Below are 14,481 nucleotides of genomic sequence, written 5' to 3' on the forward strand. Positions count from 1 at the left end.
ATGATCAATGTAAACAGCAATAACATTTCCGACGCCGCCATCTGCGAAATTGCGCAAAACGGTGTCGCGACCATCACTCTGAACCGTCCGGACATTCACAATGCATTTGATGATGTTCTGATCGCCGACCTGACGAGCAAGATCGAAACGCTTGATGCCGATCCACTTGTCCGCGTCATCATTCTGACCGGGGCTGGCAAAAGCTTCTCGGCCGGTGCGGACCTGAACTGGATGAAGCGCATGGCGGGATATAGCCATGCCGAGAACCTTGCTGATTCACGTGCACTTGCCAAACTGATGAAGGTTTTGAACTTTGCGTCAAAGCCGACCATCGCACTGGTCAACGGGGCTGCCTTTGGCGGCGGGGTTGGCCTGGCTGCGTGTTGTGACATCGTGATCGCATCTGATCGCGCAAGTTTCTGTCTGTCCGAGGTCAAACTTGGTCTGATCCCCGCCGTGATTTCGCCCTATGTGGTTGAGGCAATCGGGGTCAATCAGGCCCGGCGTTATTTCCTGACCGCAGAACGGTTCAATGCCGAAACCGCCAAACAGATCGGACTGGTTCATGAAATCGTCGCTGGCGGTGAATTGGCTGCACGCGGAGATGACATGGCGAATATTCTGCTGGCCAACGGGCCCGCAGCCATGCATGCCGCCAAGGACCTGATCTATGCGGTTGCCAATAAACCGATTTCCGATGCCGTCATCGACGATACCGCCCATCGCATCGCCGATCAGCGCGCAAGCGATGAAGGCCGCGAAGGCGTTGGTGCCTTTTTGGAAAAACGTCCCGCGAACTGGAGCAAGAAATAATGCCGCGTAAATTACTGATCGCCAACCGCGGTGAGATTGCCTGCCGCGTGATCAAGACCGCCCGTCGCATGGGCATCCAGACCGTTGCTGTTTATTCCGATGCGGACGCCAATGCGCTGCATGTCAAACATGCGGACGAGGCCTATCATATCGGCGCCCCCGCCCCAAAAGACAGCTATCTGCGCACCGACCGCCTGCTTGAAGTCATTGCACAATCCGGGGCAGATGCGGTTCATCCGGGCTATGGCTTCCTGTCGGAAAATGCCGGTTTTGCCGATGCGCTTGAAAAGGCCGGTTGTGTCTTTGTCGGACCACCGGCCAGTGCCATCCGGGCGATGGGATCAAAATCCGAAGCCAAGAAAATCATGGACAAGGCCGGTGTACCCTTGGTCCCCGGCTATCACGGCGAAGATCAGGACCCGGACCTTTTGGCCGCCGAGGCCGACAAAATCGGCTATCCGGTTTTGATCAAGGCATCCGCTGGCGGTGGCGGCAAAGGTATGCGTGCCGTTGAAAAGGCGTCCGATTTCAAGGATGCCCTGATCAGCTGCAAGCGCGAAGCCGCAAGCAGCTTTGGCGATGACCATTGCCTGATTGAAAAGCTGATTGTTAAACCGCGCCACGTCGAAATTCAGGTCTTTGCCGATAGCCACTGCAATGCGGTATACCTGTTTGAACGTGACTGTTCACTTCAGCGTCGCCACCAGAAGGTGATCGAAGAAGCCCCAGCACCGGGCATGAGCCAGGAACTCCGCGCCCAGATGGGTCAAGCCGCCGTCGATGCCGCCAAGGCCATTGGCTATCAGGGGGCTGGCACGGTTGAATTCCTTCTTGATGCGTCGGGCAGTTTCTATTTCATGGAAATGAACACCCGCCTTCAGGTCGAACATCCGGTAACCGAAAAAATCACCGGCGAAGATCTGGTGGAATGGCAGCTTCGTGTTGCTGATGGTGAAAAGCTACCAAAGGCACAGGAAGAGCTTTCCATTAACGGCCATTCGTTTGAAGTTCGCATCTATGCCGAAGACCCGCAGAATGATTTCCTGCCCGCCACTGGCAAGCTTGTCCATATGCGGATGCCGCGTGAAACCGACCATGTTCGCGTGGATACCGGCGTGTATGAAGGCGGCGAAGTTTCGATCCATTATGATCCGATGATCGCCAAACTGATCACTTGGGATGTGGACCGTAAATCGGCCCTGCGTCGTATGGCATCCGCTCTTGACGATGTTCAGATTGTAGGTGTCACTACCAATACCGGCTTCCTTGGCAATATTGCCCGTCATCCGGCCTTTGAACGTGGCGAAGTCGAAACCGGCTTTATCCCGCATTATCAGGATGATCTGATCCCGGCACCGGCAACACCCGATAACGAGGCACTGGCGTTTGCCGCCCTTGATATCCTGTTGACCCGCGATGCCGAGGCCGCCCGCCATGCAGCCCAAAGCAACGATCCCTATTCACCCTGGAACAGCACGGCCGGTTTCCGCCTGAATGACGACAACCACCATGACCTGATCCTGCGTCACGAAGGATCGGACATTGCGGTCAAGGTTCATTACCGCGACAGCGGCTATGTCATCGATATGCCCGATGGTAGCGCGATCATCGCGTCCGCCGATTATGATGAAAGCGGCGCGATTGTTGCCAAACTCGATAATGTTCGCAAACGGGCAACGGCCCTGTGTGACGGCAATCGGATGACCATATTCCGCACCGGTCGCCTTGATCGTCTTGATATCTTTGACCCGCTGGCAGCAGCAGGTGGCAATGAAGGTGCCGGTGGCGGCCTGACGGCCCCGATGCCCGGTAAAATCATCGCCGTGATGGCAGAAGCCGGTCAGACCGTAACCGCCGGGGACAAGCTTGTCGTCATGGAAGCGATGAAAATGGAACACACCATTTCCGCCCCCGTTTCGGGCACGGTCAAGGAAGTGTTCTTTGCCGTTGGCGACCAGGTCGATGATGGTGCCGAACTGATCGCGATTGAGGAGGCCGAATAATGGCCGCGATTTCCGATCTGCCAAGCCGGGTCAAAATCGTTGAAGTCGGCCCGCGCGACGGCCTTCAAAACGAAAAGACCATGGTTGCCACCACCACCAAGGTCGAATTGATCAACCGGCTTAATGATGCCGGACTATCCGTGATCGAGGCCACAGCCTTTGTCAGCCCGAAATGGGTGCCGCAAATGGCCGATGCGTCTGAGGTCATGGCACAGATCACCCGCAAGGCCGGTGTGACCTATCCGGTTCTGGCCCCAAACCTCAAGGGGCTGGAAGCCGCCATCGCCAGTGGCGCGACCGAAGTGGCGGTATTTGGTGCGGCATCGGAAAGTTTCTCGCAAAAGAACATCAATTGTTCGATTGCCGAAAGCCTGGATCGCTTTCGTCCGGTAACGGATGCCGCCCGTGAAGCCGGTCTTGCCGTACGCGGCTATGTGTCCTGTGTTTTGGGTTGCCCATATGAAGGTGAAATTGCCCCTGAAAAGGTCGCCGAGGTTTCCAAGGCCCTTTATGAAATGGGTTGTTATGAAATCAGTCTTGGCGACACCATTGGCACCGGCACCCCGACCAAGGCACAGGCGATGATCGACGCCGTTGCCAAACATGTCCCGGTCGAAAAACTCGCCGCACATTTCCATGACACTTACGGTCAGGCACTTGCCAATTTGCTGGCGGTTCTTCAGATGGGTGTTGCCACCATCGACAGTTCGGTTGCGGGTCTTGGCGGCTGCCCCTATGCCAAAGGCGCCAGCGGAAATGTCGCGACCGAGGACGTTGTCTATATGCTGAACGGCCTTGGCATCAAGACCAATATCGATCTTGAAAAGCTTGCCGAGACAGGAAGCTGGATTTGTGATCAGATAGGAAGATCAAGTGCTTCGAAGGTCAATCTGACCTTTGCGGCAAAGCGCCAACCTTCCGGGGAATAATGAATGGGCCCGTCAAATTACAGCTTCCGACGGGCCACCCCAAATGATCTGCCGATGATTGGCCGCTGGCTCCATGTTCCCGAAGTTGTGCGTTGGTGGGGCGACCCGGTAGAGCAAATTGAACTGATTACCGAAGATGTCGAACTGGCCGAAATGGCGACCTTGATTGTGTCATATCGCAATCGGCCATTTGCCTTTGTCCAGCATTACGACGCCCATCAATGGCCACAGGCACATTTCGATCCCCTGCCCGCACAGACACGCTGTCTGGATGCCTTTATCGGTGTGCCCGACATGACGGGATGCGGACATGGTCAGATGTTTCTGAAAATCCTGACACGGATGCTGTTTGAACGTGGCACCCCGATGATTGGCATTGATCCCGATCCGGAAAATGAACGCGCCATTCGCTGTTACGAGGCCATCGGCTTTGTCGCCGGACAGGAATATGAAACGGCAAAGGGGCCGTGCCTTTTAATGACACTGACCCCATAGACGGTTCCAAAAGCCCCTTAACGATCAGGCTTCGCGAACGGCAACCAAAAACTCCTCGACCTTGTGACGCAGGATTTCCGATTGCTGGGAAAGCTCACCCGACGCAGCAAGAACTTCCTCGGCGGCGGCCCCGGTCGAACTTGCGGCCTCGTTCACCGCGGCAATGTTTGACGAAACATCAGTGGTCCCGGTCGATGCTTCCTGAACATTGCGGTTGATTTCTTCGGTCGCGGCCCCTTGTTCTTCGACCGCGCTTGCGATGGTTGCCGCGATTTCGCTGATCTCGCCGATGGTTTTACCGATCGATTCAATCGCCACGACAGCACCCTCGGTTTCCGACTGGATCGACGTGATTTGGGCGGTAATTTCATCGGTTGCCTTGGCGGTCGCGTTGGCAAGGTTTTTGACCTCGGCTGCGACCACGGCAAAGCCCTTGCCTGCTTCGCCCGCACGTGCGGCTTCGATAGTCGCGTTGAGTGCCAAAAGGTTGGTCTGGGCCGCGATATCGCTGATCAGGCCAACGACATCACCAATTTTCTGGGCGGCCTCGGCAAGTCCGCGCACCTGCGCATTGGTGTTTTCGGCCTGTGTCACCGCATGGCTGGCGACGGTTGACGATTGGGTGACCTGCTGGCCGATCTCGGCGATTGACGCACTAAGCTCTTCGGATGCGGCTGCCACGGTCTGAACGTTGCTTGATGCTTCTTCCGCTGCGGATGCCACAATGGTGGAACGTTCGCTGGTTTGTTCGGCTGTGGCCGTCATTGAGCTTGCCGTTGCCTGCATCTCGGTTGCCGCCGATGCCACCGTTTTCAAAACAAGCGATACCTCGGCATCAAAGTCGTTGGTCAGTTTTTCAATCAGCTTGGCACGAACTTCGCGCTGTTTCTGGGCCTCGGCTTCCTGGGCGGCAAGCTGTTCGGCCTTGATCATGTTTTCCTTGAACACGACCACGGCACCCGACATATCGCCGATTTCGTCGGCGCGATCATGCCCCGGAATTTCAACGGATTTGTCACCATCGGCAAGTACACGCATGGCCTTGGTAATCATGGTAATTGGCGCGGAAATACCACGTCCCAGATACATTCCGATAAGCGCAATTATGACCGAAAGGATCAAAAGACCGATCAGCATCGAGATCATCAACCAGAACAGGGGCGCGTAAATCTCTTCCTGATCGACTTCGGCAACCACTGCCCAGTTTGTTCCGAGGAACTCGACCGGTGCGAATGCCGAAACCACCTTGATCCCGCGATAGTCATCGATTTCGACAACACCGCTGTTCCCCGCCATGGCCTGCGCGACGGATTCCGTATCAATTCTGGTTTTCAGAATGGTGCTTTCTGATGAAAAGCGCGAATCACTGCGCATAAGTTTGTCTTCACCCACCAGATAGCTTTCACCGGTTTCCCCCATGCCGTCACTGGTTTGCATGATTTCATTGATACGGCCAATTGGCATCTGGAAGGCCAGAACACCGATAACCTTGCCCGCGGCGTCGGTTACCGGGGTGCTGATGAAGCTGGCCGGGGCGTCACTACTTGGTGCATAGGGTTTGAAATCAAAGAACGCAACATCGCCATCCTTGGCTGCAATGGATGCCTTGAAGGCGGCTGCCAGATCGGTGTTTTTCCAGGCCCCGTTCAAGATGTTGGTTGCGAAATCTGCTTCCTTGAACACCGTGTAGACAACGTCGCCATCCCGATCAAACAGGAAGATGTCGTAATATCCACGCTTTTCAAGAAACCCGCGCAGCCAGGGGTGATATTGCCCGTGCGTTTTTGAATAGTCCGAGCCATCCTTGCCCATATCAAGACGCAGCTTCTCGCCGACCGGGTTCGGATTATCCGTGATATAAATCTTGGTAAGGTCGGAACCGACATTCGACCCCATCGCCTTCCAGCCTGCGGTAAATTCCTGCACGGCTTCGCGCATCAAGGGGCTTTCAGCCTGCGCAAGAAGGTCCTGACGGATGGTTTGCAAATAGTTCGACACAAAGCTGCGCTTTGCCATGGTCAGCGCAATCAGCTTGTCCTCGGCGCTGACATGCAACTCGTCAGCCGCGCGTATATATGACAACGCCCCCGTCGTCACAGCCGACACCAGTGCCAAGACTACAATCGTTACTGGTATTTTTCGTGCGATTTTCATAACTCATCCTAAAAGAACTCAATTCCATATCCTTTTAAGTGAGCATCCCAGCCACCTATTCAATAGTATGGGAAACAAAAAACAGGCACCAATAAAAACTGCCCGAATTCCAGTCACATCCTTGCAAATGCTTGGAACCGGGCAGTGTTTTTAGTCCATTATTTTGACTTAGCCCTCAAGACCCCATCTTCCATAAGGACAGGGTCGCGATAACCTAGACTGCACGAACAGAGGTCAGGAACGCTTCAACCTTTGCACGCAAGGTTTCAGACTCTTGGGACAGCTCAGCCGCAGCACTCAGAACCTGATCCGCAGCCGCCCCGGTTGACCCGGCCGCCTGACTGACACTGGCAATATTCGTCGTTACCTCGGATGTGCCAACCGATGCTTCCTGAACATTGCGGGTGATTTCCTGTGTGGCAACGCCCTGTTCTTCAACGGCACTGGCAATTGCCGATGAAATCTCGCTGATTTCTGCAATCGTTGCCGAAATTGTCGCGATGGCGTTGACCGCATCATCCGTTTCGTTCTGAATACTGGTGATCTGGTTGGTGATATCCTCGGTCGCCCGAGATGTTGCGGTCGCAAGGTTTTTGACCTCGGCTGCGACCACAGCAAAACCTTTGCCTGCATCGCCCGCCCGGGCAGCCTCGATTGTTGCATTAAGGGCCAGAAGGTTGGTTTGTTCGGCAATCTCGCTGATAAGGCCGACCACATCCCCGATTTTCTGGGCGGCTTCGGCAAGACCACGGATCTGGCTGTTGGTTTTTTCGGCGTCATCCACAGCACGGCCGGTCACGGCTGTGGATTGTGTGACTTGCTTGGTGATCTCATAGATGGATGCACTGAGTTGTTCGGTTGCACTGGCAACAGTTTGAACATTGGCGGACGCCTGTTCTGCCGCGGCGGCAACGATGCCGGACTGGCGACTTGTCTGATCGGCAGTGCTGCTCATACCGGTTGCAGTTGCCTGCATTTCGGTTGCCGCGGATGCCAGCGTTTTCAAAACAGACGAGATATCGGCATCAAACCCGGATGTCAGATCACTGATCTTTTGTGCACGTATTTCGCGTCTTTGCGACGCCTCTTCTTCCAGTGCGGCAAGCTCTTCGGCCTTGATCATGTTTTCCTTGAACACCAGCACCGCATTGGACATATCACCGATTTCATCCCCTCGTCCTTGTCCGGGAATATCAATCTGCTTGTCCCCGGCAGCCAGGGCGTTCATTGATGCCGTAATCAAACGGATCGGACGCGAAATGCCAGTCCCGATTGCCCATGCCGCCCCGATCCCCATCAGGATGGCAATTGCGGAAATGATTTTAACGACCGTCATCGAATCCTTTGCGGCCTTGGTTGCCCGCGGACCGATTTCATCCTGCTCGGCCTTGATTTCAAGTTTCAGGTCTTCGATCTCGGCTGCAACTGCCGGACCAACCCGATCCAGGGTGTTGGTCACAAGATTGGAACGTTCCGGGTCATTTGCCGGCAAGGTTACGACTTTGGCAAAGGCCTGCTCATAGAGCTTGATCTGATTGGCGACGTCTTCGGCAACCTGTTTGCGTTTCGGATCGGTCAGATAACCGATCAATTCCTGTTTCAGCTCAAGCGTTGCCGTCAGGCGCACATTGGCATACGCGACCGAGTCACGGTTTCCGGTCAGCAAATAGTCCTTAACCGCGACCCGCGCCTCCAGCAAATTCGCCTGTACGCGTCCCGCCTGATTGGACTGTAACGCCACCTTGCGGTAGTGCAAAAAATCATCCCCGACACCGTCAATTGACAAGGTGCTGAATATCGCGATTCCGGCAAGCAACACCAGAACCACCCCAAATCCCCCGAGCACCTTCGTCGAGATTTTCAGATTATTAAATTCCAAGCTCATTTCATCCCCTTCAAGGCTACTCTCCCCCAACAGGTTGCCACCTTTTCCCCAATGAAATTAATCAATTAGGCAGCAACCAGCACTGTAATCATCAGACAATATAAGAGTTAACTAAACGAAAAGATGCAACCAGTTCCTTCGTTGCAATCAATGATAAAACCGTGACAGCCCATACAACAAAAAAGGGCACCCAACCGGGTGCCCTCGTAACAAATACAGACATCAATTGTGATGTTAAATCAGCCCCGTCAGGCCGCACGAACCGCATCAAGAAACGCCTGCACTTTTTTGCGCAAGGTTTCGGATTCGTGCGAAAGCTCCGATGCAGCACTCAGTACCTGCTCGGCGGCAGCACCGGTTGATCCGGCCGCCTCGTTGACACTGACAATATTTGTCGTCACCTCGGACGTCCCGACGGATGCTTCCTGAACGTTGCGGGTAATTTCAAGCGTTGCTGCGCCCTGTTCTTCGACCGCACTTGCAATGGCCGCCGAAATTTCGCTGATCTCGGCAATGGTTGAAGAGATGGATGCAATTGCTTCGACGGCATCTTCGGTTTCGTTCTGAATATTGGTGATTTGCGAGGTGATATCTTCGGTTGCCCGTGACGTTGCGGTTGCAAGGTTTTTGACCTCGGCCGCAACAACGGCAAATCCCTTACCGGCATCACCAGCACGGGCCGCCTCGATCGTTGCGTTCAGTGCCAACAAGTTGGTTTGTTCGGCAATTTCACTGATCAGGCCAACAACATTACCGATCTTTTGCGCCGCTTCGGCAAGCCCCCTTACCTGCGCATTGGTCTTTTCGGCGTCATCCACCGCCCGACCCGCCACAGCCGAGGACTGATTGACCTGTTGATTGATCTCGGCGATGGAGGCACTAAGTTCTTCTGTCGCACTGGCAACGGTTTGCACGTTGGTCGACGCCTGTTCTGCGGCGGCGGCAACGATTCCCGACTGGCGACTGGTTTCCTCTGCCGTGCTGCTCATACCGGTTGCCGTGGCTTGCATTTCAGTTGCCGCCGAGGCCAGGGTTTTAAGGACGGCCGAAATTTCCGCGTCAAACCCGGATGTCAGTTCACTGATCTTGCGCGCCCGGGCTTCACGGGCGCGACTGGCTTCTACTTCCTGGGCTGCAAGTTCTTCGGCCTTGATCATGTTTTCCTTAAAGACCAGAACCGCCTTGGACATGTCACCGATTTCATCCTGCCGCCCTTGCCCCGGGATATCGGTTTGCTTGTTGCCGCCAGCAAGTTCGTTCATCGCATCCGTGATTGCCCGGATCGGGTTGGAAATCCCCTTTCCGATCAACCACGCAGCAGCAGCTCCAAGAACAATGGCAAGCCCCGACAGTATTTCGGTGATCAGCGTCGATTGTTCGGCCGCCTTCGTTGCGCGCGGACCAATTTCATCCTGCTCTGACTTGATAACTAGTTTCAGCTGCTCAAGTTCGCCGGCGACAACAGGTCCGATTTTATCTAGTTTATTTGTCACAAGATCAGCTCGAGCAGGATCACTTGCAGGCAGCGCTGCAACCTGCTCAAAGGTTTCCTGATAAACCTTAAGGTTCTTGCCAGCTTCTGTCGCCACCGATATCCGCTCCGGCCTGATCAGATAACCTACCAATTCCTGATTAAGATCAAGTGTCGCAGAGAGCCTTTTGCGGACATTTTGCTCAGATTCCTGATTGTCCGTCAGCAGGAAATCTTTCAATGCCACACGTGCTTCAAGCAGGTTGGATTGCACCCGACCGGCCTGCATCGATTGCAGGGCGATCTGGCGATAACGCACAAAATCACCGCTTACATTGCTGATCGAAACCACACCAAGCAGCGCAATTCCGGCAAGCAAAAGCAAAACCAGCCCGAACCCGCCAAACACCTTTGTCGATATCTTCAGATTATTAAATGCCGAGATCATGTGAGGCCCCATCACATCGGGTTTTCAGGAAAATCCAGATTATCTGCATATAAGCAATTCAAGAAAAGGCGTCGGATTTCGTGTGAACAAAATCACACGGAAAAAAAGAAAAGGCGCCCGTTAGGGCGCCCTATAGGTAGAGGAATAATACTCAACCTAAATTAGATCAAGTAGATCCGATGCAAGTTAGACACTTTTTAGCCGAGCGTTGCACGGCGGCGTTCACGCAGCGATTGCGCGGTCGCACGACCATCACCCGTTGGCTGGTAATAGACCGACATTTCCTTAAGTGCGGCACGTACTTTGGTCAGTGCCGTTTCGCCATCGACTTTCAAATCGTACGAATCAAAGCCGCAACGATGCATGTAAAGGATCTGGTCACGCAGGACGTCGCCAATGGCGCGCAATTCGCCCTTGAACCCCATCCGTTCACGCAGGACACGGCCATACGAATACCCACGACCATCGGTATAGGCCGGGAAATTGACCGTAATGATAGACAGACGATCAAGATCATCAGCCAGATCTTCGGGCGCATCACCGGGATTAAGCTGCACGCCCAAACCACCATTACGGCCCAAAAGGGTGTCGCGTTCTTCCTTGAACCGTGCCAGCGGCACGATCAGGTTTTCATCGCTGGATGGCAGGTCGCCTTCGGCGTCAACGGTGATCCAATCCTGTTCGATCACGCTGTCATTCTTAACGATCGCCATAAAGCACCTCCTTGAACGGGTCCATGCCGACACGACGATAGGTGTCGATGAAACGTTCACCGCTTTCGCGGATATCAATGTATTTGGTCACCAGACTTTCGATGGCGTCAACCACCTCGGCCTCGGAGAAACCGGCACCGGCAATCTTGCCAATCGCGGCATCCTGGCTGGCGTCACCACCAAGGGTGATTTGATAGAATTCCTTGCCGCGTTTATCGAGGCCAAGAATACCGATATGACCAACATGGTGATGCCCGCAGGCATTGATGCAGCCGGAAATCTTGATCTTGAGCTCGCCAATATCGTGCTGACGTTCAAGATCGCCAAACCGTTCGGAGATACGCTGTGACAGCGGGATCGAACGGGCGGTTGCCAGTGCGCAATAATCAAGGCCCGGGCAGGAAATGATATCGGTGACATAACCAAGGTTTGCCGTACCAAGACCAGCCGCATCAAGGGCAGTCCAAAGCGCAAACAGGTCGGCCTTTTTCACATGCGGCAGAACAAGGTTCTGTTCATGGGTCACACGGACGTCGCCAAAGCTGTATTTTTCCGAAAGATCGGCAACCAGTTCCATCTGGGTATCGGTTGCATCACCCGGAATACCGCCAATCGGCTTCAATGATACGTTGGCAATCGCATAGCCCGGCTGTTTATGGGCGATAACGTTCGAACGTACCCAGTTAAAGAAGCGACGGTTTGCAGCCTTATGGACTTCAAAATCGGCATCATCATCCGACAGGGCTTCGAAAGCAGGCGGGGTGAACTGCGCGATGTAATGCGCAATTTCTTCATCGCCAACACGAAGCGAACCGTCCTTGATCTGCGCCCATTCTTCTTCGACCAGATCGCGGATTTTTTCGATACCTTCCTCGTGAACGAGGATTTTGATACGTGCCTTGTACTTGTTATCACGACGACCGAAACGGTTATAAACGCGCAGGATCGCCTCAAGATACGAGAACAGGTCGTTCTTGCCGATAAAATCACGGATGGTTTTGCCAACAAACGGCGTACGGCCAAGGCCACCACCAACGATGACTTCAAAGCCGGTCTCGCCTGCATCGTTCTGATGCATGCGAAGGCCGATATCGTGCACCTTGACCGCTGCACGGTCATTGGGTGAACCGGTGACGGCAATTTTGAATTTACGCGGCAGATAGGTGAATTCCGGGTGGAATGTCGACCACTGGCGGATCAGTTCGCAATAGGGACGCGGATCTTCGATTTCATCGGCCGCGGCACCGGCATACTGATCGGTCGTAGTGTTACGAATGCAGTTGCCCGATGTCTGGATCGCATGCATCTCGACATTGGCAAGATCAAGCAAAGCGTCCGGGATTTCATCAAGCTTCGGCCAGTTATACTGGATGTTCTGGCGCGTGGTGAAATGGCCATAGCCCTTGTCATATTTGCGGGCAATGCCGCCAAGCTCTCGGAGCTGATCGGCGCGCAGCGTGCCATACGGAATGGCAACGCGCAGCATATAAGCGTGCAGCTGAAGATAAACACCGTTCATCAAACGCAGCGGGCGGAACTGTTCTTCGGTGATGTCACCGGCCAGTCGGCGTTTTACCTGTTCGCGGAACTGTTCAGTGCGCTCCTGGACAAGTTGGCGGTCAAAATCGTCGTAACGATACATGGGGTCTCTCCTTATACCGCCTGATAGCCAAGGTCTTCGCGGACGCTTGGACCTTTGGTGCGCAGAACTTCACGGTATTTTGTCGGAACCAGTCCACCGTCCTGCTGTTCGACATCAATCAGATACGGCCCGACAATTACAACGTCGAGTTCGGGGGCACTTGCCTCGGCCAGAAGCGCGTCAGCGGCTTCCTTGCCTTCAGCAATACGGGCATCGTCGATGTTTTCGCTCCAACCACCATCTGCGGTCAGGAACACCACCAACCCGTCACCCAGACGGTTTGCCGTGACAACTTGCAGGGACATTCGGTTCTCTCAGCCTTTAAATCTCTCGGGTTTGGTCCTTTGGCGGGACCTTTTCTGCACAAGAATTTGGCTGATTGATCTAAATTGGTCAAGTTTTTTTGTTAAATAGACTTAATTACACAATTTTATGTGTTTTATTATTCCACCCTTGACCGCAAAAGCCAGTCGCTCTAGGTCAGAACACAGAACATATCCCCGCGATCAAACGCCTGAACAGAAGCCCTGCATATGCCCCTTCACATCATTAAACTCAGTGTCGGAACAGAAACCCCCGAAGGTTTGCGTGAATGGCAGACATGGTTTCAATCGGCTTATGGCCGGGTGTTCCATACCACCCGCATGACACCAAAGCGCCGTGATGAAATTCTGAATGGCGGATCAATCTATTGGGTATTCAAAGGTGCTATCCGTTGCCGCCAGCGCGTTATTGATCTGGAAGAATTCACCAACGAAGAAGGCATCAAATATTGCCGCATCGTTCTTGATCCCGAACTGATTGATACCCGCCCCTATCCGCATCGCGCATTCCAGGGATGGCGTTATCTGACCGAGGATAAATGCCCGCCCGACGACAAACAGGGTGGCGGTTCGGAAGCTCTGCCGGATGATATGGCTGATGAATTGCGTGATCTGGGTCTGATCTAGATTGCGTTAACCGGCTCTATTCCGGTGCCATCGCCCCGTCATCATCGATTTCGCGAAGTGTTGCCGCGACCTCGTTTTTAAGCCAGCTGACAAAGGCCTGCACACGCGGGCGGCGCATATGTTCTTCGGGATAGACCAGATAATAGGCCGCACTTGATGCCACGGTTTGCGGAAATGGCCGGACAAGGTTCCCGGCCTTAAGATCAAGGGCAGCAAGACTTGTGCGCGCCATCCCGATCCCCTGCCCCATCAAGGCCGCCTGAATAACCATATCGCCGGAATTAAACCGCAGGCCGCGACTGACATCAACACCACTTACCCCGACACCATCAAGCCAGAATTCCCAATCGGCAGCATGGGGATGATCCATCACCGCCGTCGCATCATGCAACAACTGGTGACCGACGATATCCTTGGGACTTTGCAAGGCCGGGTTATTTGCAAGATAAGCCGGGCTACAAACCGGAAAAGACTCGTCACGCATCAGCATTTCACAATGCAGGTTGGGATATTTGCCATTCCCGAACCGCACGGCCAGATCAATGCCCTCGGTCCGCAAATCAACCATCCTGTCATCGGCGTGAATGCGCACATCAATGTCGGGATAAGCTTCGCGGAAATATCCAAGCCTAGGCACCAGCCACTTCACCGCAAAACTTTGCAGGACACTAACGGTGACAACGCCGGTTTCCTCGACCAGCATCAAACGCTCAATTTCATCCGAGATGCGTGAAAATCCGGCGGTCGTCGCATGGGCAAGCTGCGCACCTTCCTCGGTCAGATAAATCTGCCGCGGCAAACGGTGAAACAGTTTGAAACCCAGAAAGTCCTCAAGCTGACGCACCTGCTGACTGATTGCGCCCTGGGTCACGAATAATTCTTCGGCGGCTTTGGTAAAGCTCAGATGCCGGGCAGCCGCATCAAAAGCGCGCAAGGATTGCAGGGGCGGAAGCCGCATCGAAACTCTCCGGGGCTATG

12 protein-coding genes are annotated in these 14,481 nt (G+C 54.2%); 5 read left to right on the plus strand and 7 right to left on the minus strand.

The window, feature by feature from the left end:
• Genes TH19_RS16690 through TH19_RS16705 form a run of 4 tightly spaced genes read left to right on the plus strand, consistent with a single transcriptional unit; the run spans position 1 to position 4,240 of the window.
• Positions 1-813: an enoyl-CoA hydratase/isomerase family protein gene (locus TH19_RS16690; RefSeq protein WP_114103500.1), complete on the plus strand. Its 813-nt coding sequence runs from the start codon at positions 1-3 to the stop codon at positions 811-813.
• Positions 813-2,816 carry an acetyl/propionyl/methylcrotonyl-CoA carboxylase subunit alpha gene (locus tag TH19_RS16695; protein WP_114103501.1) on the plus strand — a complete coding sequence of 668 codons (2,004 nt, stop codon included), beginning with the start codon at positions 813-815 and terminating at the stop codon, positions 2,814-2,816. The genes TH19_RS16690 and TH19_RS16695 overlap by 1 nt, the downstream gene beginning before the upstream one ends.
• Positions 2,816-3,745 (plus strand): hydroxymethylglutaryl-CoA lyase, encoded by a 930-nt coding sequence (locus TH19_RS16700; protein WP_114103502.1) that lies wholly within the window; start codon positions 2,816-2,818, stop codon positions 3,743-3,745. Before TH19_RS16695 ends, TH19_RS16700 begins: the two co-directional genes overlap by 1 nt.
• A gap of 3 nt (positions 3,746-3,748) precedes the next feature.
• A complete protein-coding gene (locus tag TH19_RS16705; protein WP_114103503.1) occupies positions 3,749-4,240 on the plus strand; it encodes a GNAT family N-acetyltransferase in 492 nt (163 codons plus the stop codon).
• Positions 4,241-4,264: 24 nt separating this feature from the next.
• On the opposite strand, the gene TH19_RS23110 is transcribed toward TH19_RS16705, so the two are convergent.
• The 6 genes from TH19_RS23110 to TH19_RS16735 all read right to left on the minus strand — a co-directional run bounded on the left by TH19_RS23110 (position 4,265) and on the right by TH19_RS16735 (position 12,858).
• Positions 4,265-6,394: a methyl-accepting chemotaxis protein gene (locus TH19_RS23110; RefSeq protein WP_258548008.1), complete on the minus strand. Its 2,130-nt coding sequence runs from the start codon at positions 6,392-6,394 to the stop codon at positions 4,265-4,267.
• A 214-nt stretch (positions 6,395-6,608) separates the two neighbouring features.
• Positions 6,609-8,279 carry a methyl-accepting chemotaxis protein gene (locus tag TH19_RS16715; RefSeq protein ID WP_114103504.1) on the minus strand — a complete coding sequence of 557 codons (1,671 nt, stop codon included), beginning with the start codon at positions 8,277-8,279 and terminating at the stop codon, positions 6,609-6,611.
• Between the two features lie 248 nt (positions 8,280-8,527).
• The gene (locus tag TH19_RS16720; RefSeq protein ID WP_181846453.1) at positions 8,528-10,198 is read right to left on the minus strand and encodes a methyl-accepting chemotaxis protein; all 1,671 of its coding nucleotides are present in this window, start codon (positions 10,196-10,198) and stop codon (positions 8,528-8,530) included.
• 197 nt (positions 10,199-10,395) lie between these two features.
• Complete coding sequence (locus TH19_RS16725) at positions 10,396-10,911, minus strand: DUF934 domain-containing protein (RefSeq protein ID WP_114103505.1); 516 nt, start codon at positions 10,909-10,911, stop codon at positions 10,396-10,398.
• Entirely contained in the window at positions 10,898-12,553 is a 1,656-nt protein-coding gene (locus TH19_RS16730) for a nitrite/sulfite reductase (RefSeq protein WP_114103506.1), read from the minus strand. Before TH19_RS16730 ends, TH19_RS16725 begins: the two co-directional genes overlap by 14 nt.
• A gap of 11 nt (positions 12,554-12,564) precedes the next feature.
• Positions 12,565-12,858: a DUF2849 domain-containing protein gene (locus tag TH19_RS16735; protein ID WP_114103507.1), complete on the minus strand. Its 294-nt coding sequence runs from the start codon at positions 12,856-12,858 to the stop codon at positions 12,565-12,567.
• A 228-nt stretch (positions 12,859-13,086) separates the two neighbouring features.
• Here TH19_RS16735 and TH19_RS16740 point away from each other — a divergent pair, with 228 nt between their 5' ends.
• Positions 13,087-13,503, plus strand: a complete 417-nt coding sequence (locus TH19_RS16740) for a DUF1489 family protein (protein WP_114103508.1) — start codon at positions 13,087-13,089, stop codon at positions 13,501-13,503.
• A 16-nt stretch (positions 13,504-13,519) separates the two neighbouring features.
• Here the strand turns inward: TH19_RS16740 and TH19_RS16745 are convergent, their stop codons facing one another.
• Positions 13,520-14,461 (minus strand): transcriptional regulator GcvA, encoded by a 942-nt coding sequence (locus tag TH19_RS16745; RefSeq protein WP_114103509.1) that lies wholly within the window; start codon positions 14,459-14,461, stop codon positions 13,520-13,522.
• Between the last annotated feature and the right edge of the window lie 20 nt (positions 14,462-14,481).

This window comes from Thalassospira profundimaris, from assembly GCF_003326675.1.
In the GTDB taxonomy this organism is placed as follows: Bacteria; Pseudomonadota; Alphaproteobacteria; order Rhodospirillales; family Thalassospiraceae; genus Thalassospira; species Thalassospira aquimaris.